Here is a 22,877-nt window from a genome sequence, read left to right as displayed (position 1 = left end):
CGATGAAACTAAAAGTTTCGTTTCGAAATGTTTCAAAGCAGTATCATTTGTATAAAAAACAATCGGACAAGATTAAAGGATTGTTTTTTCCAGCTAAGGATAATGGTTTTTTTGCTGTGCGGAATGTCTCCTTTGACGTGTATGAGGGAGAAACAATTGGCTTTGTAGGGATAAACGGGTCGGGGAAATCGACCATGTCTAACCTGCTGGCTAAAATCATTCCGCCGACCAGCGGTGAGATAGAAATGAACGGCCAGCCGTCGCTGATTGCGATAGCAGCCGGTTTAAATAACCAATTAACGGGCCGGGACAATGTCCGGCTCAAGTGTTTGATGATGGGGTTAACCAATAAAGAAATTGATAACATGTACGACAGTATCGTGGAATTTGCCGAGATTGGCGATTTTATTAATCAGCCGGTTAAAAACTATTCCAGCGGGATGAAATCGCGTCTCGGTTTTGCGATTTCCGTGCATATAGATCCGGATATTTTAATTATTGATGAAGCGCTCTCCGTAGGAGACCAAACGTTTTATCAGAAATGTGTAGACAGAATTAATGAGTTTAAACAACAAGGAAAAACCATTTTCTTTGTCAGTCATTCCATCGGCCAGATTGAGAAAATGTGTGACCGCGTTGCTTGGATGCATTACGGCGAACTTCGGATGTTTGATGATACAAAAACAGTTGTGAAAGAGTACAAAGCGTTTATTGACTGGTTTAATAAGCTCTCGAAAAAAGAAAAAGAAACATATAAAAAAGAGCAGACGGAAGAGCGCAAGAAAGAAGATCCTGAAGCTTTCGCCCGTTTCCGCAAAAAGAAGAAAAAGCCAAAATCACTGGCCAATGCAGTACAAATTGCGATTTTGTCTTTCTTGACAGTTTTTATTGCGGCCACGATGTTCTTTGATGCCCCGCTTCGAACAATTGCTTCGTTTGGCGCAATTCCGCAAAATGAAGTCAAGAATCATCATAGCGATGCAAAGGGCAAGATGGAGGAAAGCCTAACTGCAATGAATAAAAAAGGCTTTATAGCTGATGAAGAAGCGGCAGTCTATAAAGACCAAGATCTGAAAAAGAAGGCCGGCGTTATACTGCCTTTCGGTACTACAGTGACCGTAAGCGCAAAAGGCAAACAAGCAGCAAAAGTTAAGTTTGACGGACATTCATATTTTGTGAAGAAGAACGCTGTTGTGACTGATGTGAGGAAGGCGGAATTGCCGGCTTCTGCTTTTACACCTCATGTCCAGCAAAACGCAGCAGCTTCCTATGAATACTTCCTGAAGTTCCTCGGAGACAGCAGTGACAGTATTCAATCAAAACTGAACGGTTTTACAGAAGGTGAAACAGCTGACGGCAGAAAGACTTTGGATTTTGATTATGAAAAGATCAGCTATGTATTGGAAGATAATAAAGCGTCACAGCTTATCTTTCACAACATTTCTCCCGTTACTCCAGCGTCATTATCATTAAGTGACAGTGATGTATTGTATGACGACGGCAGCAAGAATCGTTTTCTTGTGAATACAGATGATCAGACCTTTGCAGTTGATAATGAAGAGCATACGCTGACCTTGATGTTGAAATAATAAAAGGCTATTGGATGAATGTCCAATAGCCTTTTTTATGTTAGATTTCTTCTTTGTTTAATAAGTTTTCCATGAATGGAATGAGCTGTCCGCGGAGTTCTTTATCCTGCATCGCAAACTCAAGAGTGGTTGTGATAAAGCCGAGCTTTTCGCCTACATCATAGCGCTTGCCTTCAAAATCGTAAGCAAACACTCTTTGAATTTCATTCAGCTTTTGAATGGCGTCTGTCAGCTGAATTTCTCCGCCCGCGCCAACCTGCTGCTCTTCTAAGTACATAAAGATCTCAGGCGTAAATACGTAACGACCTAAGATAGCAAGGTTAGAAGGTGCTGTGCCTTTAGATGGCTTCTCAACAAAGTTTTTCACCTGATAACGGCGGCCTTCACTTGTCAGCGGATCGATAATACCGTAGCGGTGAGTTTCTTCTTCAGGCACTTGCTGAACACCTATAATAGAAGAAAGTGTTCTTTCATATTCATCCATTAACTGGCGCAATCCTGGTTTTTCCGCCTGAACGATATCGTCTCCAAGCAGAACCGCAAAAGGTTCATCGCCGATAAAGTTACGAGCGCACCATACAGCATGTCCAAGTCCTTTAGGCTCTTTTTGGCGGATGTAGTGGATGTCAGCCAGATTAGAAGATTTTTTCACTTTTTCAAGGAGTTCAATCTTTCCTTTTTCTTCAAGGTTTCTTTCAAGCTCAGGAGAGTAATCAAAATGATCCTCAATCGCACGCTTGCTTTTGCCTGTTACAATAATAATGTCCTCAATACCGGACTCAACAGCTTCTTCAATTATGTATTGAATGGTTGGTTTATCTACGATAGGAAGCATTTCTTTCGGCATTGCTTTCGTAGCCGGTAAAAATCTCGTACCGAGACCGGCTGCAGGGATTATGGCTTTACGCACTTTTTTCACTTTCAAAGCACCTTCCTTAAGAACAGATTTAGGTTCAGCTTTATGAAATGCTGAGTATTTAAAATTTTGAAGTTTCTTTTTCTCTCAATACCCTGTTTTCAATCTGTTAAACACATTTAATCATATAAGAAAAACCAATTTTAAACAAGGGTCAATTCAGTGGGTTTTATCTCTGGAAAATACAAAAAATATCATTAATTAATTTCAGTAACAGACAGAGGTTATTGGCTTAAAATGTTCCAAAAAGTTCTTGAGAATAACGTTTCTTCATTCTAGAGCCAGCTAATTAAAAATGATATAATGTACGTCTAACATATAACTGTACGATTTTAGCGAAAGGTAATTATAAATTATGACGATTAAGGTTTCTCATCCTAAATTAGCATATGTTTGTTCAGGGCTTCATTCTGCTAAAAAAAACAACATTAATTCAATTGATTGGAATTATCCAATGGACATTGTCACTTTAAATCATGAGCCTAATGAGCCTTCCTCTTTTAAAGAAGCTACTGTTATCAATTTGTACAGCTTCTTTAAAGGGCCTGAACCTCAGAAACATAAAATAGAGCATCAGGTTGAAGAAGAAGGTTTAACGCATGTTCAAGAACAAGACAAGCCAATATTTCGATATTACCGTGACGGGCGTTATATAAAATATCAAAGATTTACAGCAGCGGGAGCACTTGCTGTCGCGGATTATTTTAATGATAACAGGCAAAGGTTTAAACGAGAGGAATATGATGCAAACGGCTATGTACACAGCTTGATGTACATGGACTTGGAGACCAACAAACCAAAGCAGCATCTCTTTTTGAGGGCTGACGGCACCTGTTACATGACGAAGTGGTATAAGCATGATGGGGCGACTGAAAAAATTATTATTTTTGACGAAATAGACAGTATAGAGAGTGTATTATATTCAGAAAATGAACTTTACCAGTATTTTTTGAGACGCTTGATACATGAAACGGACTATCTGCTGTTAACTTCAGAAATGAAAATTTATTCGATGCTGAAGCTTCTTTCAGCGAAATATTCGACAGCGTACTTAGGTTTTATAGAGACGAATGATATTTTGGATAACCCTGAAGGAGAAATAAACTATCTTGATGCTTTCGTAGTCCCTTCCTTGACGAGATATAATGATACGGTTGAAAGAACGGGACCCCGTTCGAACATTTACTATGTTTCTGAAGAACCGTTTGCCCGCAAACGTTTTGTGGACAAACTTATTGATCAAGTGCCTTTTAACAATAAATTAAAAGAAATGAATGTTGAGCTGTTAACAGCAGAATGGCAATCGAAATCTGACTTGTGTTTGTCAGCAAAAGTACAATTTAAAGGCGAAGTTCCGGCCTATTCCCTTGGCCGTAATAAAATGTACTGGAAATTAAAAAATAAGAAGAGCGGCACTGAATGTACGTTTAGCGCTCTGGTAAACAGAGAGGTAGATTTAACTTTTACTGTAAGCGGGACGCTTTGTATTCACTCAGCATTAGATGATCTCTCTACGATTGAATTGTATCTCTGCTCTGAGTGGGATAATAGCTTTTTTGCTGCGAATGTACGAGTGAATGACAAAAAGGAAATTCCGTTAACGGAACAAAATATCTCAGGCTGGCGAATCACTTTAGAAGAAGAAAATAATCATTTGCTAATTCACACAGCTGAAGGATTTCGGAGAAAACTAATCAATCGTCTGTTTGTAAAAAAGAATCAATAACAGCGAAAGGTTTTACAAGAAGAAGGAGCTTGAAGATGAGAAGGATCTTTTCACTAATTTATGAAATAGACATTGAAAAAGGCGGCATTACAAGCTCTATGATGTCAAGGTCGTATACTTTTGCAGAGCATGGTCATAAAATTGACTTGGTTACACTTGATTATAAAGAGAACTATGATCAGATTGAGCGAGAGCTGAAGAAGGCTGGAAGGCTGCACCCTAATGTGAATATTATCAATATTTATGATTACTATAAAAATCAGCAAACCGATATCAAAACGGGTGTTGAGCAGCGCAATGGCTATAAACAAGTTTTTGAACGCTTCGAAGAAACTTATGCTGTTTATCATAATGAGGCAAAATTAGAAACTGAATACTTCAATAATGGTTTATTGATAAAAAAGAAAAAGTGGGATGAGTCGGATAACCTTTTATATGTGGACTATTTCAATGAAAATATGCAAATAACGAAGCGGGAACATTTTAATGGTGAGTATATCAATAAAACTGTCTTCTTCGATACGAGAACAGCAAAAATAAATCAAGTTTGTTATACAGCACCAGATGGCTTTTGTTATTTAACGGAGTGGTATCACTTTCAAACAGGAGCCAGTCAGGGAGTTTTATTGTTTGAACGAAACGAGAAAGAAGCTGCGTTTTTCAAAAACAAGCATTCATTTCATACACATTGGCTTGAAGAGCTGTGTAAAAAAGAAACAGACCCTATAATCATCTGTGATGGAGTAGGGAGTGCTTCAAAAGTAAATGAAATGCGTAAAGGATTGGCAAAACGCTTTTACTGTGTTCACTCAAATCATTTAGATTATCCTTACACATTGGGCAGTAAAGTTCGAAAAAATCATCAATACGCTATGGAGCATATTAAAGATTACGACGGGCTGATCGTATTAACGAATGAACAAAAAGATGATATCATGAAGGATTTTGAATCAAACAATAATATTTTCGTGATTCCTCATGCTCCAAGAAGGCTTGAAAAATTACAAACCTATGAAAAAAAGAAAAATGAATTTGTGATGGTGGCAAGATATCATGAGGAAAAAGGGATCGATAAGGTTATAAAAGCAATGGAAATCGTAAAAAAATCGCGTCCTGAGGTTGTTCTAAATATATATGGAAGCGGTCCTGGCCACGAGGACTACCAGCAACTGATTGATGATCTCCAGCTAGATAATGTACATTTAAAAGGTTATATTGCAAATCCTGCTCCATTTTATCAGCAGGCGCTTGCCACATTATTAACATCAAAATTTGAGGGATTCAGCCTTGCAATCTGTGAATCGTTTTCGTGCGCAACCCCGGTAATCAGTTTTGATGTGAAATACAGCCCAAGAGAGCTCATAAAAGAACACGAAACGGGAATGCTTGTAGAACCTGATGATATTGAAAGGCTTGCTGAGAGTATCATTTATTTGTACGACAACCCTGAGAAAGCCATTCAATATGGGCAAAATGCAAAAAACTTAATGGATACAGAATATAGTGAAGACAGATTGTTTGAAAGATGGGAAGAAGTATTTGAAATGACGAAATAATACATTTCTGTGCCATTTTTGTTCATTATATGAGCTTTTAAGAAGAAATAGAAGCGGATAAGGATAGAGGTGTAATGTTGAAAATTACTGCAGCAGTACCCACATACAACTCAGAACATTTTATCTCCCGCTGCCTGGATAGTCTGGTTCAACAAACCATGCCGAATAATGAGTACGAAATTATTTGTGTAGATGATTGTTCTCTGGATGGCACGGTTCCACTATTAAAAAAATACAGTGAACGGTATTCTAATATAACGGTTATTGAACGAGAGGAAAACTCGGGGGGACCAGGAGAACCAAGAAACCAAGCCATACGCGCGGCCAGCGGTGAATACATTTTTTTTATAGATTCCGATGACTATTTAGGAATTGAAGCGTTTGAGAGAATGTATCAATTTGCTAAACAGCACGATTCAGATATTGTGCTTGGAAAAATGGTCGGAGTAAATGGCAGATCGGTTCCGCAAGCTATATTTAAAGAAACAAAACCTGAGGCGGATCTTGTGAAATCTCCGCTTGTCTACTCAATTGGCCCGACAAAACTTTTTAAAGTTTCACTGCTTAGGAATCATGACATATATTTCCCTTCTAATATACAGGCCACAGAAGATCAGGTATTTGTCATGAAAGCTTATTTAGAAGCGGACAAAATTTCTGTCTTGGCTGACTATGATTATTACTACGCTGTACAGCATGATGGCGAGCATATGACATTTGCATATGTTGCGCCACAAAGTTACTACGGTGCAATGAAGGTCATCATAGATATGATTCGGGAGAGCCGTCTTTCTCGTACCGATAAAATGAAATTTATGGCGAAGTTTTTAAATCGTCATTTTGACTTTTCTAGAACAACGGACTTTACCGTAACAATTGAGGATGAACAGGAACAACAAGAGTGGTTGACGGAGCTGCATCATTTTGTTGAGCGAAATATTCCTCAGGAAATTGATAGGCTTGTTCATTCTCATACACGGTTAAAATTATATTTTGTACGTCATAATGACCTAAAGGGCTTGAAGCAATTTGAAGCTGATAAAGAAAATATGACTCAATATACATCTGTAAAAAATGGTCATATCATAGCAAACTACCCCAGCCTTATCCCATATCAGTTAACAGAGAATGAACGGATTATTGATGACAGAAACAAAATCAGTCATTACGTGAGCAAATTTCAAATGAAGAACAACACTTTTTCATTAAAAGGAACGGTAACCCACTCGGCTTTACAACCAGAGCATCAAGTTATGCTAACTTTATCTGGCATTTGGGTGCACCGTGAAAGAAAAACTGAAAAAGTTATTTCTCCGGTGTATGCCAAGGACGGGGAATTTGAATTTCTCACGAAATTTACTGATTTGGCCGTTAATGAAGAAGATATTGGTGTTTGGGACTTCTTTATTGAATCAGAGATTGACGGTTATAAAAAACGCGCCCGAATTGGCAGCAGCAGAGAAAAGTATCCCTATTCGCAACATGCTAAATATATAGGGAATAACGGGGAATATGCTTTTAGCGCAAGACCGTACTTTACAAAAACATACGATAATTTGTCGGTGGAAATTAGAAAGCAAGAAGTTCTGAAAGTTGAATTCAGTAATAATGATTCGGATCATCATTTAACGTTTGTATTCCCTGGAAGCCAATTGTTTTTTCCGAAGCAATCTTTATTATTGCTTGAGTTTAATAACCAAGAGTTTTTAATTCCAATTAAAAAACAAATCAGTTCCGCTGATGGGACAGTGATTCAGGTTGACCGGAATCTCGTTGAACAAAAATTTGCGCCGGCTTATTTACAAAACAACAATATCGTTTTATCCATTAATTCATATAAAACGACATTGGTTCCTAAAAAGGATGTCAGTGTGTATTTTTGCAGTAAAAATATTGAAAAAAAACTATGGTGTTTTAAAATAAGAAAGAAAGTAGATCTATTTATACAATCAGACCAATCCAAATTCTATCTAACAGCCCGTTAAACAAAGAAACCAGGTGACAATTATGAAAAAACTAAAAGTCATGACCGTCTTCGGAACCAGGCCGGAAGCGATAAAGATGGCGCCGCTTGTGCTTGAATTAAAAAAATATCCTGAAATAGAGTCCTATGTAACGGTGACTGCCCAGCACAGACAAATGCTGGATCAGGTGCTTGAAGCTTTTCGGATTAAGCCTGATTTCGATTTGAACATTATGAAGGAGCGGCAGACGCTGGCAGAAATTACGTCCAATGCGCTTGTGAAATTGGATGAGCTGTTTAAAGACACCAAGCCTGATATTGTGCTTGTCCACGGTGATACCACGACGACATTTGCCGGAAGCCTCGCCGCGTTTTATCATCAAATTGCTGTCGGGCATGTTGAGGCCGGTCTTCGCACAGGCAATAAATACTCTCCGTTTCCGGAAGAACTCAACCGCCAGATGACCGGTGCCATTGCTGATTTGCATTTTGCGCCGACAGGACAGGCAAGAGACAACTTGTTAAAAGAAAACAAAAAGGCCGATTCTATTTTTGTAACGGGTAATACTGCGATTGACGCGCTCCGCACAACAGTTAGGGAAGGTTATTCCCACCCTGTCCTTGACCAGGTGGGGGAGGATAAGATGATTTTGCTGACCGCTCATCGCCGTGAAAACTTAGGTGAGCCGATGGAAAACATGTTTAAGGCCATCCGCAGAATCGTAGAGGAATATAATGATGTACAGGTTGTTTACCCTGTGCACCTTAACCCTGTTGTCCGGGAAGCGGCTCAGAAGCATTTTGGCGACTCTGACAGAGTGCATCTGATTGAGCCTTTAGAAGTGATTGATTTCCATAACTTTGCGGCAAAATCACATTTCATTTTAACTGATTCCGGCGGAGTGCAGGAGGAAGCACCATCGCTCGGGAAACCGGTGCTTGTGCTTCGTGATACGACGGAGCGCCCTGAAGGAGTGGAAGCAGGGACGCTTAAACTTGCGGGGACAAATGAGGAGAACATTTATCAGCTTGCAAAAGGGCTCTTAACTGACGCCGATGAGTATCAGAAAATGTCCTATGCTTCAAATCCGTATGGTGATGGACAGGCCTCCCGCCGGATTGTAGAGGAATTGCTGTTTCACTATGGATATCGAAATGAACATCCGGACTCTTTTACGGGTAAATAAAAGAAGCTTTGCACATAGGTGCGAAGCTTCTTTTTTGTTTTTAGCTTTCTAAGCTTTCTTTCAGTTCATTTGAGATGTCAGCTAGCTGGCTCTCATCTGCTTTATAGTAATAGACGTCATTGATTCTTGTGCCTTCGCCTTTCAGTTCGTGCTGCTTGATATGTTTTCGAGCGCCTTTGTAATCGGACTGGATATCCCACATATTATCAAACGTCAAATTGGTTTTCACATTATTTTCAACGACCTTAAACATATCTCCAAACTTTGTAACGGAAGAGATATTTGCCCCTTTGTTAATAATGCCTTCGATCACTTGGCGCTGACGGTCCTGACGTCCGAAATCTCCTCTTGGATCTTCTTTTCTCATTCGTGTATACGCCAATGCTTCTTTTCCGTTCAGTGTGATTTCTCCTTTGCCGAATGAGTAACCGTCATAGCTGAACGCAAATGTGCTGTTAACTGTGATGCCGCCGAGTGTATCAACAACGTCTCTAAAGCTTTCCATGTTGACTTTTACAAAATAATCGACCGGAACATCGAGGAAGTTTTCAACTGTGTCAACTGTCATTTGTGTACCGCCATATGCGTATGAATGGTTGATTTTATCCATCGTGCCTTTTCCGATAATTTTTGTATATGTGTCACGCGGTATGCTGACCATGTCGGTTGTATTCGTTTTGGGGTTAACAGTCATATAAATGAGCGTGTCGGCACGGCCTTTATCGCCGTCACGTTCATCCACACCCATGATTAAAACGGAAAACGGGTCCTTTTTATTGATATTAACCTCTGTATCCCTCTTTTTGGATTTATCAATACTTTCATGAATACTTGCAACGGTTGAAGCGGCTTTATGCCATAGGTAGTATGCATAACCGCCTGTACAGAGGACGAACACTGCCAGTATGGTTAAAATGACAAGTAAAACCTTTCTCTTTTTCTTTCTTTTTTCAGCTCTCATATAAAGTCCTCACTTTTTTGTAATCTAGTTCGATTATAAGTTTCTTAATATTTGAAAACAACTAAAATTTGTCTGATTCTTTACAATAGACGACAGCTTGTAACAAATGTTTCGGTAATTTAAGAAAATCCGCAAAAAATTTTCGTTGTTTTGAAAGAAATCTTAAAATAAGCTTAAAATTGTCGATAAAAAGATGAGAGGTGATATAGGAATGAAAAAAATCGCTATTTTAATGTTCTCAATGCTGCTTCTTTTATCTGCATGTGGCACAGCTGAGAACAAAACAGGTTCAGAGACAAATTCAGAAAGCCAGGATGCGGCTGCTGAAGAGACGGTTACAAAGGAAGGTACGTTTGCCGGTTTAGCAGACAGCCATACGATTGCAGTCACTATTGATGGTAAAGAAACTTCGATTCAGGTTGGTTCAGACCTTCAGGACAAAATGAACAGCATGTCAGAAGGACAAAAAGTTGTTGTCAAATATACTAAAGGAACAAATGGCGTCTTAGAGCTTAAAGATTTAGAGACGAAGTAATTTAACTTCTTAGGGGGTTACATATTTTGAAGAAAATGAAGCTTTTGCTTCTATCGTCAGTCACTGCAGCTGCTATTGCATGTCCTGCATTTATGCAGTCTGCAAAAGCAACTGATAAAACCATTTCGGTAAAGCTGAGTAATTATGTAGGCAGTAAGTCAAGTCTGGATGTGGATATCACAGGCGGTTATGAGATCTCTGGCTCAAGAATTGCAGATACAGAGCGGTATGGGGGAGCTACCCGTTTTGATGTTGCCAATAATGTTGCTTCCGCGGGCTGGACAAACCCTACAACTGTAGTCATAGTGAACCGAGATGCCTTTGCTGATGCACTCTCAGCAACTCCACTGGCTAAAAAATACGATGCTCCGATTCTGTTAACAGATGCGAACTCATTAACACCTAAAACAGAAAGCGAAGTTGCAAAATTAAACCCTGATAATATCCTCATTATTGGCGGCACAATAAGCGTTTCTAAAAATGTAGAAAACACATTGAAAAAATACGGTTCTATTGATCGGATTGGCGGGGCTACCCGTTATGAGGTTTCTAAAAACATAGCCGACCGCATGGGGAATTACAGTCAAGCTGTAGTTGCAACCGGCATGGTCTTTACAGACGCCCTGTCAATTGCGCCATATGCTGCAATGAACGGTTATCCGATATTACTTGCGGGAGACAATAACATCCGCAGCGATTACAAAATTCCGAGCAAGGTTACAATTGTCGGCGGTCCGTTGAGTGTCAGCACTGGCGTGGAAGCCACATTAAAAAAACAAGCGACTGTGAAACGGATTGGCGGGGTTTCCCGTTATCAAGTATCTGCCAATATCGTAAAAGAATTAAATATGAAAGCAACAAAGGTTTTCATGTCGAACGGACAAACCTTTGCGGATGCATTGACGGGTTCTGTGCTTGCAGCAAAGCAGGGAAGTCCTTTATTGCTTGTTGAATCCGGCAGCCTGCCGTCACCAGTCGCTGATATAGTGGCAGAAAAAGGGACACAGTCTTTTGCTCTGCTTGGAGGAAGCATCTCCATCAGTGATTCGCTGAAAAATAACCTGGCTGATACCTTTGCGGGGACAGGTTATTCAGTTAAATTGTCCGGCGGAAACCTAGTACTCTATAAAAACACCACTGCCATTAAAACATTGGGCACTTCATTTACAGCAAAGCCTAAAAAATACGCAACAACGAATTCTATTAGCTTGAATGGAACGCCATATCTCGGAAACATGAAATTTACGATTGAGTCCGGCAAGTACATTCGTCCCATCAACGTGGATATCCCTTTTGAGGATTATTTAAAGGGTGTTGTTCCGCACGAAATGCCGGCAAGCTGGCAGAAAGAGGCGTTAAAGGCTCAAGCTGTCGCAGCGAGAACCTATTCTATCAGCTCGGCCGGAAAAGAAGTGAAAGATACTACAGCTTTTCAGGTTTACGGCGGCTATGACTGGAATTCGAAAACTTCTGAAGTAGTGGAATCCACAAAAGGAAAAGTCTTGAAATATAATGGGGATTTGATTACAGCTACGTATTCATCAAGTAACGGCGGGTATACAGAAGCGAGCGGCGAGGTCTGGAGCAGCAAGCTTCCTTATTTAATCGCCAAAAAAGATACGTACGACCCGCAAATCAGCTGGTCCCTGTCATTAAACAAGACCCAGCTTGATAAAAGCAGTCTAAATCTGAAAAGCCCGGGATCGTGGTGGAGCTCTAAAAATGAAACAAACTCTGCCTATTTAAGCGGTTTGAAAAGCTGGTTTATTAAAAATAAATACAGCAGTGCCGAGTCTATCAAAATCACGAAAATTTCCAGTGTGAAATTCAGTACGGCAAAAACAGCCGGCCAGCGTCCGGAAACAGCAGATGTAACATTTTCATATTTCGCAAAAGAGAAATCAAAAGGTTATATCCTTTCCAATGGAAGTTTGAGTGAAAAAACAGCGACAATTTCTGTACCGACGACACAGCTTAGAACGATGCTGGGCGCTTCAAATATGAAGAGTACATATGCGTCTGTCTCAAGCAATACAAGTGCCTTTATCATTAGCGGTAAAGGCTACGGACACGGTATAGGCATGAGTCAGTACGGGGCTAATGCCAGAGCTGCTGCCGGGCAATCATATACAACGATTTTAAATTTTTACTATCCGGGAACGACTCTTTCAAGCTATTAAAAGGTTGATAGAAGTTTAGGGAGGCGCTGCTGCCTCCTTCGTTCGTTATTTGATGTATGAATCATTATTAATCTTTGGAGGGACTATCTTTGCGGATCTTTCTTAAAAGCATACCAATACTGATATTGGGAGTCTTGTTGTTTGTACCGAATGCTTTTGCGGCCAATTCTGTCACAAGACTGGATGGGGCAAGCAGATATGAAGTTGCTGTGAATGTTTCAAAACAAGGCTGGAGCAGCGCGAGCACAGTTGTTGTGGCGAACGGAACAGCCTATGCCGATGTATTAACTGCAGCTCCTCTGGCCTATAAATACAATGCTCCTATTCTGTTAACTGAATCATCTAAACTGACTGCGCCGACTAAAAACAGAATCAGTCAGCTCAAACCGAGCAGGGTCATCGTAATTGGCGGAACGATCAGTGTTTCCAACAATGTTGTAAGTGAAATGAAAAACCTGGGTGTTTCCACAGTGGAACGTATTGGCGGAAGAAGCCGCTATGAGGTTGCCCAGAATATTTCTAAAAAATTGTCTTCAAATTCTAAAGCAGTAATCGCAAATGGAACGGCATATGCTGACAGTCTGGCAATCGGTTCTTATGCTGCACGCAACGGAATTCCGATTTTGTTAACAACGGCAAGCTCAATTCCGACACCGACAAAAAATGCGATGAGCAGTAAAGGAACGTCATCGACTATTGTGGTCGGTGGAGAAATCAGTGTCTCAAAAAGTGTTTACAGCCAGCTCCCTTCTCCAACAAGAATCGGCGGAAACAGCCGTTTCGAAGTCGCTGCAAACATAGCGAAAAAGTATTATTCTTCATCAAAAGCCGCTTTTGTCAGTAATGGTTATACATATGCTGATGCTTTAGCAGGTTCTGTACTGGCGGCGAAGCAAAATCGTCCGATGTTATTTACGGATGCCGGTTCACTGCCGACTGCTACAAGAGCAGCCATCGGTTCAAACAGCAAGAATACGTTCACTGTACTTGGGGGAACCATTTCAGTTACAACAAATGTTGTCAATCAGCTCAAAAATGTAATTGTAGGTAAAAAGGTTTTTGTGGATGCTGGACACGGAGGATACGACAGCGGAGCGATCGGGAACGGATTAAAGGAGAAAGACGTTAACCTAGCCGTTGCAAAGCTCGTAAACAGCAAACTTTCTAAAGGCGGAGCTATACCGATTATGGCCAGATCAACGGATGTATTTTTAGAGCTTTCTGAACGTGTTGCAAAAGCCAAAAGCAACAATGCAAACCTGTTTGTAAGTATTCACTCCAATTCAGCGAGCCCGGCTGCTACTGGCACAGAAACGTACTATTATACAAAGTATGAGTCAGACAACAGTAAACGCCTTGCGACAGAAATACAAAACCGACTCTATAAAGCGCTGAATACCCAAAACCGAGGCGTGAAAATCGGAAACTTCCATGTGATCAGAGAGTCGACGATGCCTAGCAGTTTAGCGGAGCTGGCATTCATATCAAATGCAAATGACGCAAGTAAGTTAAAGAGTGCTTTATACCAAGAAAAAGCAGCGCAAGCGATATATGAGGGAATTATCGGCTATTACTAGAAAGATAAGTATTTACTTGGACACGGCTTGTCGGCAAACCTATCAGGAGTTGCAGGCAAGCTTTTTTATACGATAAAATGAATTTCAAATCCAACTACCTTGTAAATGTTTAACATAATTTAAACTGAGGTATATTTTTTTTGATATTTGTTTTTGCTATAATGAACTGAATCAAAATATTTATTATGACCCAGTAGGGTAGTGAGGTAATCGATGAAAATAAGCATTGCTATACCTGTATATAATTCTGAAGATCTTATTTCTGAATGTCTTGACAGCTTAGTTAATCAAACAATGCCTAAAGAGGATTATGAGATTATTTGTGTGGATGATAAATCTACAGATTCGTCTTTAGACATATTGAATCAATATAAACAGAAATATGAAAACATTGTTGTGGTTGAAAGAACGGAAAATTCAGGCGGGCCAGGTGCTCCACGAAACGACGCAATAAAAATTGCCAAAGGTGAGTACATTTTATTTGTTGATTCCGATGATTATTTAGGCAGTGAAGCATTATTGAGATGGTATAATTTTTCAAAAGAGAATCAATCTGATATTACTTTAGGAAAGTTAAAAGGGATAAACGGAAGAGGAGTACCAAAATCGATGTTTAAGGAAACAAATCCGGATGTTGATTTGGTTGATTCCAAAATCATTTTTACCCTGGGGCCTCAAAAGCTGTTTAAAGCTTCACTTTTAAAAGAGAATCATTTAACGTTTCCTACTCACATAAAAGCAGCAGAGGATCAAGTCTTCACGATGAATGCTTATCTGAAAGCAAAGAAGATATCTGTTTCAGCTGACTATGATTATTACTATCTGGTCAAAAGAGACGGCGAACATATGAGTGTTGCTTATGTTCCTCCAGAAAATTTTTATGGAGCAATGGAAGATATTATTTCTGCAATCAAAGCAAGTGATTTGGAAGAAGAGAGAAAAATTAAGCTGATGGCAGTATTTTTAAATAGGCATTTTGATTTCTCTCGGACAAAAAATGTCACGATCAAACTGAAAAACGAGGAAGAGAGAGCAGAATGGTTTCAATATCTCTCATCATTTATTCATGCAGTACCTGAAGAAGCTGATCAATTTGTATTACCGCATATCAAATTACGGCTTCTGTTTATTCGGAATAATGATTTACAAGGGTTAACCCAGTATGAGCGTGAGGAACAAGACATCAAGAAGTTCTGCACCGTGCATGAAGGTAATCTTATTGCACGTTATCCTAGCTTAGAGCGTTATCAAGTTTCTGAAGAGCTATTAAAAGTAAATTATAAAAACAAACTTGAACATTATCTGCAGAATATAGAATTTAGTGACCGTGTGCTCAGCATTCAAGGAACAATTAAACACAAATTGTTGGATAATGAAATGAATAAAAACCAATCTCTTACTGGAGTATTGGTTCATCGCAATACTAAGGCGGAAAAGTACATTTCTCCAGTTTCAAATGATAATTCAACGTTTACATTTGAATGCCTGTTTGATGAGATTGCATCTGCTGAAGAAGATTTAGGAGTTTGGGATTTCTTCATTGAATCGTCAGTAGACAGCTACAAACTTAGAGCAAGAGTAGGAAATAATCGAGCTCCGTACAAGTATTCAACAAAAGCTATGTATCTGGGGCATAACGCTTTGTTTGTCTATAGTGCCAGACCATATTTTACAATGAATTATGATAATCTTTCGATTGATATAAAGAAACATGCCTATACAGAAGCTGAACTTTCTTATGAAACAGAAACAAAAGATTTATCATTTATTTTTAGCGGTAAACAAATCTGTCTGCCAAATCAATCAAAAATTATTGTAAATACCGGCCAGTCTGAAATCTCATTGCCGATAAAACGTGTTGATTTAGTGCCTGATAGCACTAAATTAACAATAAATGTTCAAGGTTTGCTTGACCAATTGTCTAATGTTAAAAAAGAAAGATTAGTTGAATTTGCGATAAATACATCAAATAATAAAATCAGTGCTAAAGAGGATAATCAAGTAATTATCCTTGACAAAAAGAACACAGAACAAAGCTTCATGTTGTTTTTTAGAAAAACGGTTGAGGTTCAATACAAGCTGACAACCTCTAAATCAAAATTTTACTTTCAATATTAAAATGCTTCCATTGAAGAGACAAATCGATGAACAACGGTTTGTCTCTTTTTTTATACATAATGCTTAGTTTTTAAAAAAAATGTCAAAAACAATAAAAAGTTAACAAAGAAATGTCAGAAAAAATAACAAATTCACACTTCTTAACAATCCATTTACAACCAATTAACATCCGTCTGCTAAACTGACTGGCATAGGTCATCATAACATCCCAAACAAATCGTGAGGTGTGTGTCAGTGGGTGCAGAAAAAAGCATGAATGTGAGTCGCGAATTATCAGTGCAGCAAGCATCATTTGCATTATCTGAAAAAACGGCTCGTTATTTGGCAGTAAAGCGCGTGATGGATGTTTGGTTTGCGCTGATTGGATTGGTGGTTGCGCTGCCAATAATTGCAGTATTTTCAATATTGATTTGTTTGGAGACACCGGGGCCTGCCATCTATACGCAGGAGCGTGTAGGAAAAGGCGGGAAACCTTTTAAGCTTTATAAGCTTCGTTCCATGAAAATAGATGCCGAGAAGTCTGGGGCGGTTTGGGCGCAGAAGCAGGATCCGCGGGTGACACGAATTGGAGCATTTATCAGAAGAACGCGAATTGACGAGCTCCCTCAGCTGTTTAATGTGCTGAAAGGCGATATGAGTATGATTGGCCCTCGCCCGGAACGTCCAGTGTTTACGGAAAAGTTCCAGAATGAGATTCCAGGGTTTACACAGCGTCTGGCTGTCAAACCGGGATTGAGCGGCTGGGCGCAGGTGAACGGCGGTTACGACATGACGCCGAAGGAAAAGCTTATATTTGATTTATATTACATTCGCAATCTGACTTTCATGTTGGAATTAAAGATTATGTTAAAAACTTGTAAAGTAGTCTTGACAGGTGATGGTGCAAGATAAACATCTGCATTTACCATCAAACTGAGCTTAAAAAGAAGTAGGGAATATGATGCCAAGTATTACAAAACAAATCATGAGCGGCGCAAAGTGGACAAGTGTTTCAACAATCTGTATTACAATCATTCAAATCGTTCAGTTTGCCTTGCTTGGAAATATGATGACCTTAACGGAATTTGGACTCGTCGGCATGATCACAACGGTTACAATATTTGCCCAGATCGTGCTTGATATGGGGTTTGGCGCTGCGTTAATTCAAAGAGATGACGCTACGGAGCGCCAGCTGTCAACATTGTATTGGCTGAACATTATGACCGGCATTTTGCTGTTTGTGCTTTTATATGTGAGCAGTCCCGTCATTGCGGGATTTTATCAAAGAGAAGAGCTTGTGTTTCTCATCAGGATTTTGGGGATTATGTTTTTGGTTGCTCCGATTGGACAGCAGTACCAGTATATGCTGCAGAAGGAGCTGCAATTTAATACGTTAAGCAAAATAGAGATTTTTTCAAATGCATTGTCCTTTGGTTATTTAGCGATAGCGGTTTTTATGATGGATGCGATTTTGGCATACGTGATCTCTCAGGTGCTGCTGCAGTCCAGCAAAGGGATCTTATTCTGGGCTGTATACCAAAAAAAATGGCGCCCATCCTTTGTTTTTGATCTAAGGGGAATGAAGGAGTTCTTCTCCTTTGGAGCCTTTCAGCTTTCATCCCGTCTTGTGAACAGGCTGGGAGCGAACATCGATATGATCTTAATCGGCAGGTTTATCGGTGCTGAAGCGCTGGGCATTTATAATCTTGCCTATCAGATTGTCACCATTCCGGTTTTGAAGATTAATCCGATTGTGACGCGGGTCGCGTTTCCTATTTTCGCCAAAAACAAATACGAAAACAGCGTGATCAGAGAAGGCTTTCTGAATATGACAAAAATGCTTGCGCTTGTATCGTTCCCGCTGTTAATCGGGCTCGTATCCGTGTCAGACGCCTTTATCGCAGCTGTTTTCGGAGAAAAATGGCTTGCTGCTGTCCCTGTTCTGAATGTTCTCGCCATCGTCGGGATACTCAGGGTGCTGATGAATCCGAATGGTTCTGTGCTTCTTGCCAAAGGAAGAGCAGATTTAGCTTTTTATTGGGACTCCGGCGTTATGCTGCTGTATGGTTTGTCGCTGTTTTCAGCTGTTCAGACGGGTAATCTTCTGACTGTCGCTTGGGTATATGCCGTCATCAGCGTTTTCAATTTTCTAATCGGTCGCTGGCTGCTGGCATATGTCATTAATCTCAATCTTTCAGCTTATTTTAAAGCCGTTATGAAGCCGTTTCTGATCACAGCGGGTATGGCCGTTATCGCGTTCGGCGCGAGTTTAGGAACAGAACGCTTCAGCATGCAGGCGGAGATGAGGCTGGCAATTTCAGTGGCGGCTGGGGCGCTCTGCTATCTCTTTCTTTTAGGAAAAGCGTACCCTCAGATGAAAAGCAAACTACTAAGAAAAGGACGTTTGTCATGAAGATTTTGTGGATCACAAGCGTATATCCAAGCAGTCTAAAACCCGGCGAGGGTGTGTTTCATGAAACACAGGTGCAAGAGCTGCTGAAGCTCGGGCTGGATATCACCGTGATATGCCCAAGACCTTTTCACCCTGCGCCTGTCCGTATGCTGAAAAAGGCATATCGAAAAAAGGATGCCAGACCAGAATATGAGATACGGAAAGGAATACCGGTTTACCGGCCTTTCTATCCCGCTGTTCCCGGCCAGCTGAAATGGGCCCAGCCACATCGGCGCATCGGGGCATCTGTGTTAAAAACCATTAAACAGCATGACTTAAACCCTGATCTGATCCACGCGCACTTTGCTATGCCGTCGGGCGGGGCTGCGGCAGTCGTGGCAAAGACAATCGGGATACCGTATATTTTGACTTTGCATGGCAGTGATGTGAATGTCTATCCGCACTACAGCAAAGGTGCGTTTAAAGCCTTCAAAACTGCGGTTGGTTCCGCATCCGCAGTTCTTGCAGTCAGCGAAAAGCTTCAGGAAGAAACCAAAAAACTTTCCGGCTTTGACAGTACGGTTTTACCGATCGGTATACAGCTCAGCCGTTTTCAGGAAAATGAGCAGACAAAAGAAGAAATCAGAAAAAACCTTGGACTCCCGCTTGACCAGCGCCTTGCTGTCTATGTGGGCAGGCTCGTTAAGGAAAAAGGCATCTTTGAATTATCAGAAGCCATTGAGAAGATGGAGGAAGCGCCTCGAGCCGTTTATGTCGGAGACGGCCCCGCAAAATCTTTGCTGAGGCAAAAGGGGCATATTGTGACAGGCCAAGTGCCGAATCACAGGGTGAGAGATTATTTGCTCGCCTCAGATATGTTCGTGCTCCCTTCTTATAGCGAAGGAATGCCGACAGTTGTAATTGAGGCACTGGCACTGCGGGTTCCTGTCATCTGTACAGATGTCGGAGGAGTGGCTTCATTATTCGGCAAGCACCGCCATTTGCTGATTGAACCGAAATCAGCTCAAGCCTTAGCAAACACGATCTCTTTATACGCACAGGATCAAATATGGAAGCCGGAAGTGGCGGATGAATTATATCAAATCATTCACACTCAATATGACGCTGGGAAAAATGCCAGGGCGCTGCACGATCAGTATCAGATGGTTTTGAAAACACCTGTTTAATCGTACGTAACTGCGACCAATATAAATAAGAACATGAATTTACAGGAGAGGGATGAGGGCTGTGAAAAAAATTGCTGTCATTGGAACAGGATATGTAGGACTCGTATCTGGCACCTGCTTTGCGGAAATCGGAAATAAAGTGATTTGCTGTGATATCAACGAATCAAAAATCAGAAGTCTGAAAAACGGAGTAATCCCAATCTATGAACCAGGGCTTGCAGATTTAGTTGAAAAAAATGTGTTAGAACAGCGTCTGTCTTTTACTAACGATATTCCGTCTGCCATTCGGACTTCAGACATTATTTATATTGCAGTCGGAACCCCGATGTCTAAAACAGGCGAAGCTGATTTAACATACGTCAAAGCGGCTGCGAAAACGATCGGTGAACATCTCAACGGCTACAAAATCATTGTCAATAAAAGCACAGTCCCAGTCGGTACCGGAAAACTGGTTCAATCTATCGTACAAAAAGCTTCGAAGGGAAGATGCTCCTTTGATGTTGTATCCAACCCTGAATTTCTTCGGGAGGGCTCAGCGATTCATGACACGATGAATATGGAGCGTGCCGTCATCGGGTCAACCAGCCATAAAGCCGCTTCCATCATAGAGGAACTGCATCAGCCTTTTCATGCCCCTGTTATTAAAACGAATTTAGAAAGTGCAGAGATGATTAAATATGCTGCAAATGCATTTTTGGCTACAAAGATTTCGTTTATTAACGATATCGCGAACATTTGTGAGCGAGTCGGCGCGGACGTTTCAAAAGTTGCTGACGGCGTCGGGCTCGACAGCCGGATCGGCAGAAAGTTCTTGAAAGCGGGTATTGGGTTTGGCGGCTCCTGCTTTCCTAAGGATACAACCGCACTGCTTCAAATTGCCAAAACGGCCGGATATCCATTCAAGCTCATAGAAGCCGTCATTGAGACGAATGAAAAGCAGCGTGTTCACATTGTAGATAAGCTTTTAACTGTGATGGGAAGCATAAAAGGGAGAACCATTTCCGTGCTCGGATTGGCCTTCAAACCGAATACAAACGATGTGAGGTCCGCTCCAGCTCTCGATATCATTCCAATGCTGCAGCAGCTGGGCGCACAGGTGAAAGCATATGATCCGATTGCCATTCCGGAGGCATCAGCAGTCCTTGGCGATCAGACCGAGTATTATACAGATGTGTATGCTGCGATGGAGGGGACTGACGCGTGCCTTATTTTGACCGATTGGCCGGAAGTAAAAGAAATGGAGCTTGTAAAAGCGAAAATGCTTTTAAAACAGCCAATCATCATCGATGGCAGAAATATATTTTCACTCGAAGAAATGCAGGCTGCGGGATACATTTATCACTCCATCGGCCGTCCTGCGGTTCGGGGAACAGAACCTTCCGGCCGCTACTTTCCGGCTTTGCCAATGGAAGAACTGGCTAAGGATTTGGGGAGCGTCAATTTATAAAAAGAAAAAGGGTTACTTGTTTGAAGTGCCGGCTGCTTAGGCTCGGCCGCCGGCTCCTGAAACATCAGGAAAGGGGTTAAGCATGTGAGTATCAAACGTTCAGCGGTTCATACGCTTGCGTTACTGGCCGCTGTCATATTGGGGATCGTCCTATTGCTGGGAGCCATCCGCACAGATACAGGTCTTATGCAGATGGCTGCCGTTCTCGCTGTATTGGCAATCGGCCTGTTTGCACTGACGCTTGCAGCATCATTTACAACACAAGAACAGCTTTTTATGGCCGTCATCTATATTTTGATTGCCTGCACTTTTTTAAATAATGCTTTTTTCGCGATTCATCTTGGATTCTTTAGTTTGTTTCTTTATCGGCTCTTACTCATTACAGCAGGCTGCCTCCATCTTGTGGGGGTACTGCGGAGCCGAACACATATTGAAAGGTGGAATGGGCTGCAAGTAAAAGGGATTTTGCTCTTTTTCGCCTTTTGGTTTTTATATGGCCTTGTTTCCTTGCTATGGGCCAAATCAGTTACAGACGGTCTGAAATATTTAGCACTGCTGGCGATGGGGATATTTTTTATTTATCTCATTGTGATGTATGTGCAAAAAATGGAACGCCTGATGATCATTTATTCCATCTGGCTGGTGATGACGGTATTTCTGATGATCATCGGTTTTTACAATCATATCACGCATCATCATCTCCCGAGTTCGACTTTGTACAGCGGACCGGAATATAAGCAGCATTATCCGACCTCAGTCTTTTTTAATCAAAATGATTTTGCGACATTTTTGTCTATCAGTTTCTTTTTTTACATTGCAATGGTGAAAAACATAACGAACGGATACTTAAAGGGAATTGGCCTTTTGCTCTCGTTCGGTGCATTGTATTTAATCTTTGCGACGGGTTCTAGGGCCAGTCTGCTGGGCGTTTTTGCGGGGATAGCCGTCTACATTTTTATTGTCTTGCCGCCTGTTCTGAAAAAAATCGCCATTTGGCTGTCGGCAGCTGGAATCGCGGTCTTTGCAGTTCTTTTTGCCAGCCGGATTTTCGCAGTGTTTTGGAAGCTGTTTCTGGCTCCTCAGACGTCTCATTCATTCCAAGAAACACTTCCGTCCAACGTGGCCAGGGCCAATCTATTAAAAAACGCATGGCACTTCTTCCTTGACTCATACGGATTCGGAGTGGGCGCAGGAAATGTGTCTTATTATCTAGAGCATCAAGCTTTATATGATACTGACAATGTGACAGAGGTGCACAATTGGCTGGTAGAGATTCTGGCAAACTTCGGCTTGCTTATCATGCTTGGCTATCTGGCCATTTATTTATACCTTATGTGGGTGCTTTACAAGTTTTATGAAAGAAAAATGGAAAATCAGTCAAAACTGATCACAGAAGGGCTCATCACGGCTATGGTCAGTTTTCTGGTATCCAGCATCAGCCCAAGCTCTGTCTCAAATTTATTTTTCCATTGGGTATTTCTGGCGCTCGTCATCGCCGCTGTGAATGTCTTAAGGCGATCCAGACAGCAGCTTGAGCCCATATACCGGTAAACAGACTACAAAA

General features: G+C 40.9%; 16 protein-coding genes. 14 read left to right on the top strand and 2 right to left on the bottom strand.

Features of this window, described 5'->3' with window-relative positions:
• Positions 1–2 precede the first annotated feature (2 nt).
• Entirely contained in the window at positions 3–1,589 is a 1,587-nt protein-coding gene (tagH, locus tag V6D42_RS11915) for a teichoic acids export ABC transporter ATP-binding subunit TagH (RefSeq protein ID WP_333513354.1), read from the top strand.
• Between the two features lie 40 nt (positions 1,590–1,629).
• Here the strand turns inward: tagH and galU are convergent, their stop codons facing one another.
• The gene (galU, locus tag V6D42_RS11910) at positions 1,630–2,508 is read right to left on the bottom strand and encodes a UTP--glucose-1-phosphate uridylyltransferase GalU (RefSeq protein WP_010332089.1); all 879 of its coding nucleotides are present in this window, start codon (positions 2,506–2,508) and stop codon (positions 1,630–1,632) included.
• A gap of 349 nt (positions 2,509–2,857) precedes the next feature.
• Here galU and V6D42_RS11905 point away from each other — a divergent pair, with 349 nt between their 5' ends.
• The 4 genes from V6D42_RS11905 to wecB all read left to right on the top strand — a co-directional run bounded on the left by V6D42_RS11905 (position 2,858) and on the right by wecB (position 8,937).
• A complete protein-coding gene (locus V6D42_RS11905; RefSeq protein ID WP_333513726.1) occupies positions 2,858–4,231 on the top strand; it encodes an alpha-glucosyltransferase N-terminal domain-containing protein in 1,374 nt (457 codons plus the stop codon).
• 146 nt (positions 4,232–4,377) lie between these two features.
• The gene (locus V6D42_RS11900; protein WP_442893221.1) at positions 4,378–5,787 is read left to right on the top strand and encodes a glycosyltransferase; all 1,410 of its coding nucleotides are present in this window, start codon (positions 4,378–4,380) and stop codon (positions 5,785–5,787) included.
• Between the two features lie 74 nt (positions 5,788–5,861).
• Positions 5,862–7,772, top strand: a complete 1,911-nt coding sequence (locus V6D42_RS11895) for a glycosyltransferase (RefSeq protein WP_333513352.1) — start codon at positions 5,862–5,864, stop codon at positions 7,770–7,772.
• Positions 7,773–7,794: 22 nt separating this feature from the next.
• The gene (gene wecB, locus V6D42_RS11890) at positions 7,795–8,937 is read left to right on the top strand and encodes a non-hydrolyzing UDP-N-acetylglucosamine 2-epimerase (protein WP_326196656.1); all 1,143 of its coding nucleotides are present in this window, start codon (positions 7,795–7,797) and stop codon (positions 8,935–8,937) included.
• A 40-nt stretch (positions 8,938–8,977) separates the two neighbouring features.
• On the opposite strand, the gene tagU is transcribed toward wecB, so the two are convergent.
• Positions 8,978–9,898: a polyisoprenyl-teichoic acid--peptidoglycan teichoic acid transferase TagU gene (tagU, locus tag V6D42_RS11885; protein ID WP_229149743.1), complete on the bottom strand. Its 921-nt coding sequence runs from the start codon at positions 9,896–9,898 to the stop codon at positions 8,978–8,980.
• A 211-nt stretch (positions 9,899–10,109) separates the two neighbouring features.
• On the opposite strand from tagU, the gene V6D42_RS11880 reads away from it, so the two are divergent.
• From V6D42_RS11880 to tuaE, 9 genes are all read left to right on the top strand, one after another.
• On the top strand, positions 10,110–10,433 hold the full coding sequence (locus V6D42_RS11880) for a hypothetical protein (protein WP_229149742.1): 324 nt from the start codon (positions 10,110–10,112) through the stop codon (positions 10,431–10,433).
• A 26-nt stretch (positions 10,434–10,459) separates the two neighbouring features.
• Positions 10,460–12,613: a SpoIID/LytB domain-containing protein gene (locus tag V6D42_RS11875; protein WP_333513351.1), complete on the top strand. Its 2,154-nt coding sequence runs from the start codon at positions 10,460–10,462 to the stop codon at positions 12,611–12,613.
• 89 nt (positions 12,614–12,702) lie between these two features.
• Positions 12,703–14,190 (top strand): N-acetylmuramoyl-L-alanine amidase, encoded by a 1,488-nt coding sequence (locus tag V6D42_RS11870; protein WP_333513350.1) that lies wholly within the window; start codon positions 12,703–12,705, stop codon positions 14,188–14,190.
• 213 nt (positions 14,191–14,403) lie between these two features.
• A complete protein-coding gene (locus V6D42_RS11865; RefSeq protein ID WP_333513349.1) occupies positions 14,404–16,308 on the top strand; it encodes a glycosyltransferase in 1,905 nt (634 codons plus the stop codon).
• A 234-nt stretch (positions 16,309–16,542) separates the two neighbouring features.
• Positions 16,543–17,199 carry a sugar transferase gene (locus tag V6D42_RS11860; RefSeq protein WP_333513348.1) on the top strand — a complete coding sequence of 219 codons (657 nt, stop codon included), beginning with the start codon at positions 16,543–16,545 and terminating at the stop codon, positions 17,197–17,199.
• A gap of 49 nt (positions 17,200–17,248) precedes the next feature.
• Positions 17,249–18,700, top strand: coding sequence for a teichuronic acid biosynthesis protein TuaB (gene tuaB / locus V6D42_RS11855; RefSeq protein WP_333513725.1), 1,452 nt, complete (start codon positions 17,249–17,251; stop codon positions 18,698–18,700).
• Positions 18,697–19,866, top strand: coding sequence for a teichuronic acid biosynthesis protein TuaC (gene tuaC, locus V6D42_RS11850; RefSeq protein ID WP_333513347.1), 1,170 nt, complete (start codon positions 18,697–18,699; stop codon positions 19,864–19,866). The genes tuaB and tuaC overlap by 4 nt, the downstream gene beginning before the upstream one ends.
• 61 nt (positions 19,867–19,927) lie before the next feature.
• Positions 19,928–21,313 carry a UDP-glucose 6-dehydrogenase TuaD gene (gene tuaD, locus V6D42_RS11845; protein ID WP_333513346.1) on the top strand — a complete coding sequence of 462 codons (1,386 nt, stop codon included), beginning with the start codon at positions 19,928–19,930 and terminating at the stop codon, positions 21,311–21,313.
• A gap of 84 nt (positions 21,314–21,397) precedes the next feature.
• Positions 21,398–22,864, top strand: coding sequence for a teichuronic acid biosynthesis protein TuaE (gene tuaE, locus V6D42_RS11840; protein ID WP_333513345.1), 1,467 nt, complete (start codon positions 21,398–21,400; stop codon positions 22,862–22,864).
• The last annotated feature ends 13 nt before the right edge of the window (positions 22,865–22,877 follow it).

This window comes from Bacillus sp. 0909A (assembly GCF_036765115.1).
GTDB lineage: Bacteria > Bacillota > Bacilli > Bacillales > Bacillaceae > Bacillus > Bacillus mojavensis.
This window is presented reverse-complemented; position numbering and strand designations above follow the sequence as displayed.

Bases quoted from the DNA above. Each gene is read 5' to 3' on its own strand.
- tagU (WP_229149743.1), bottom strand. From the start codon at position 9,898: ATGAGAGCTGAAAAAAGAAAGAAAAAGAGAAAGGTTTTACTTGTCATT.
- V6D42_RS11865 (WP_333513349.1), top strand. From the start codon at position 14,404: ATGAAAATAAGCATTGCTATACCTGTATATAATTCTGAAGATCTTATT.
- tuaB (WP_333513725.1), top strand. From the start codon at position 17,249: ATGCCAAGTATTACAAAACAAATCATGAGCGGCGCAAAGTGGACAAGT.
- wecB (WP_326196656.1), top strand. From the start codon at position 7,795: ATGAAAAAACTAAAAGTCATGACCGTCTTCGGAACCAGGCCGGAAGCG.
- tagH (WP_333513354.1), top strand. From the start codon at position 3: ATGAAACTAAAAGTTTCGTTTCGAAATGTTTCAAAGCAGTATCATTTG.
- tuaC (WP_333513347.1), top strand. From the start codon at position 18,697: ATGAAGATTTTGTGGATCACAAGCGTATATCCAAGCAGTCTAAAACCC.
- V6D42_RS11880 (WP_229149742.1), top strand. From the start codon at position 10,110: ATGAAAAAAATCGCTATTTTAATGTTCTCAATGCTGCTTCTTTTATCT.
- V6D42_RS11895 (WP_333513352.1), top strand. From the start codon at position 5,862: ATGTTGAAAATTACTGCAGCAGTACCCACATACAACTCAGAACATTTT.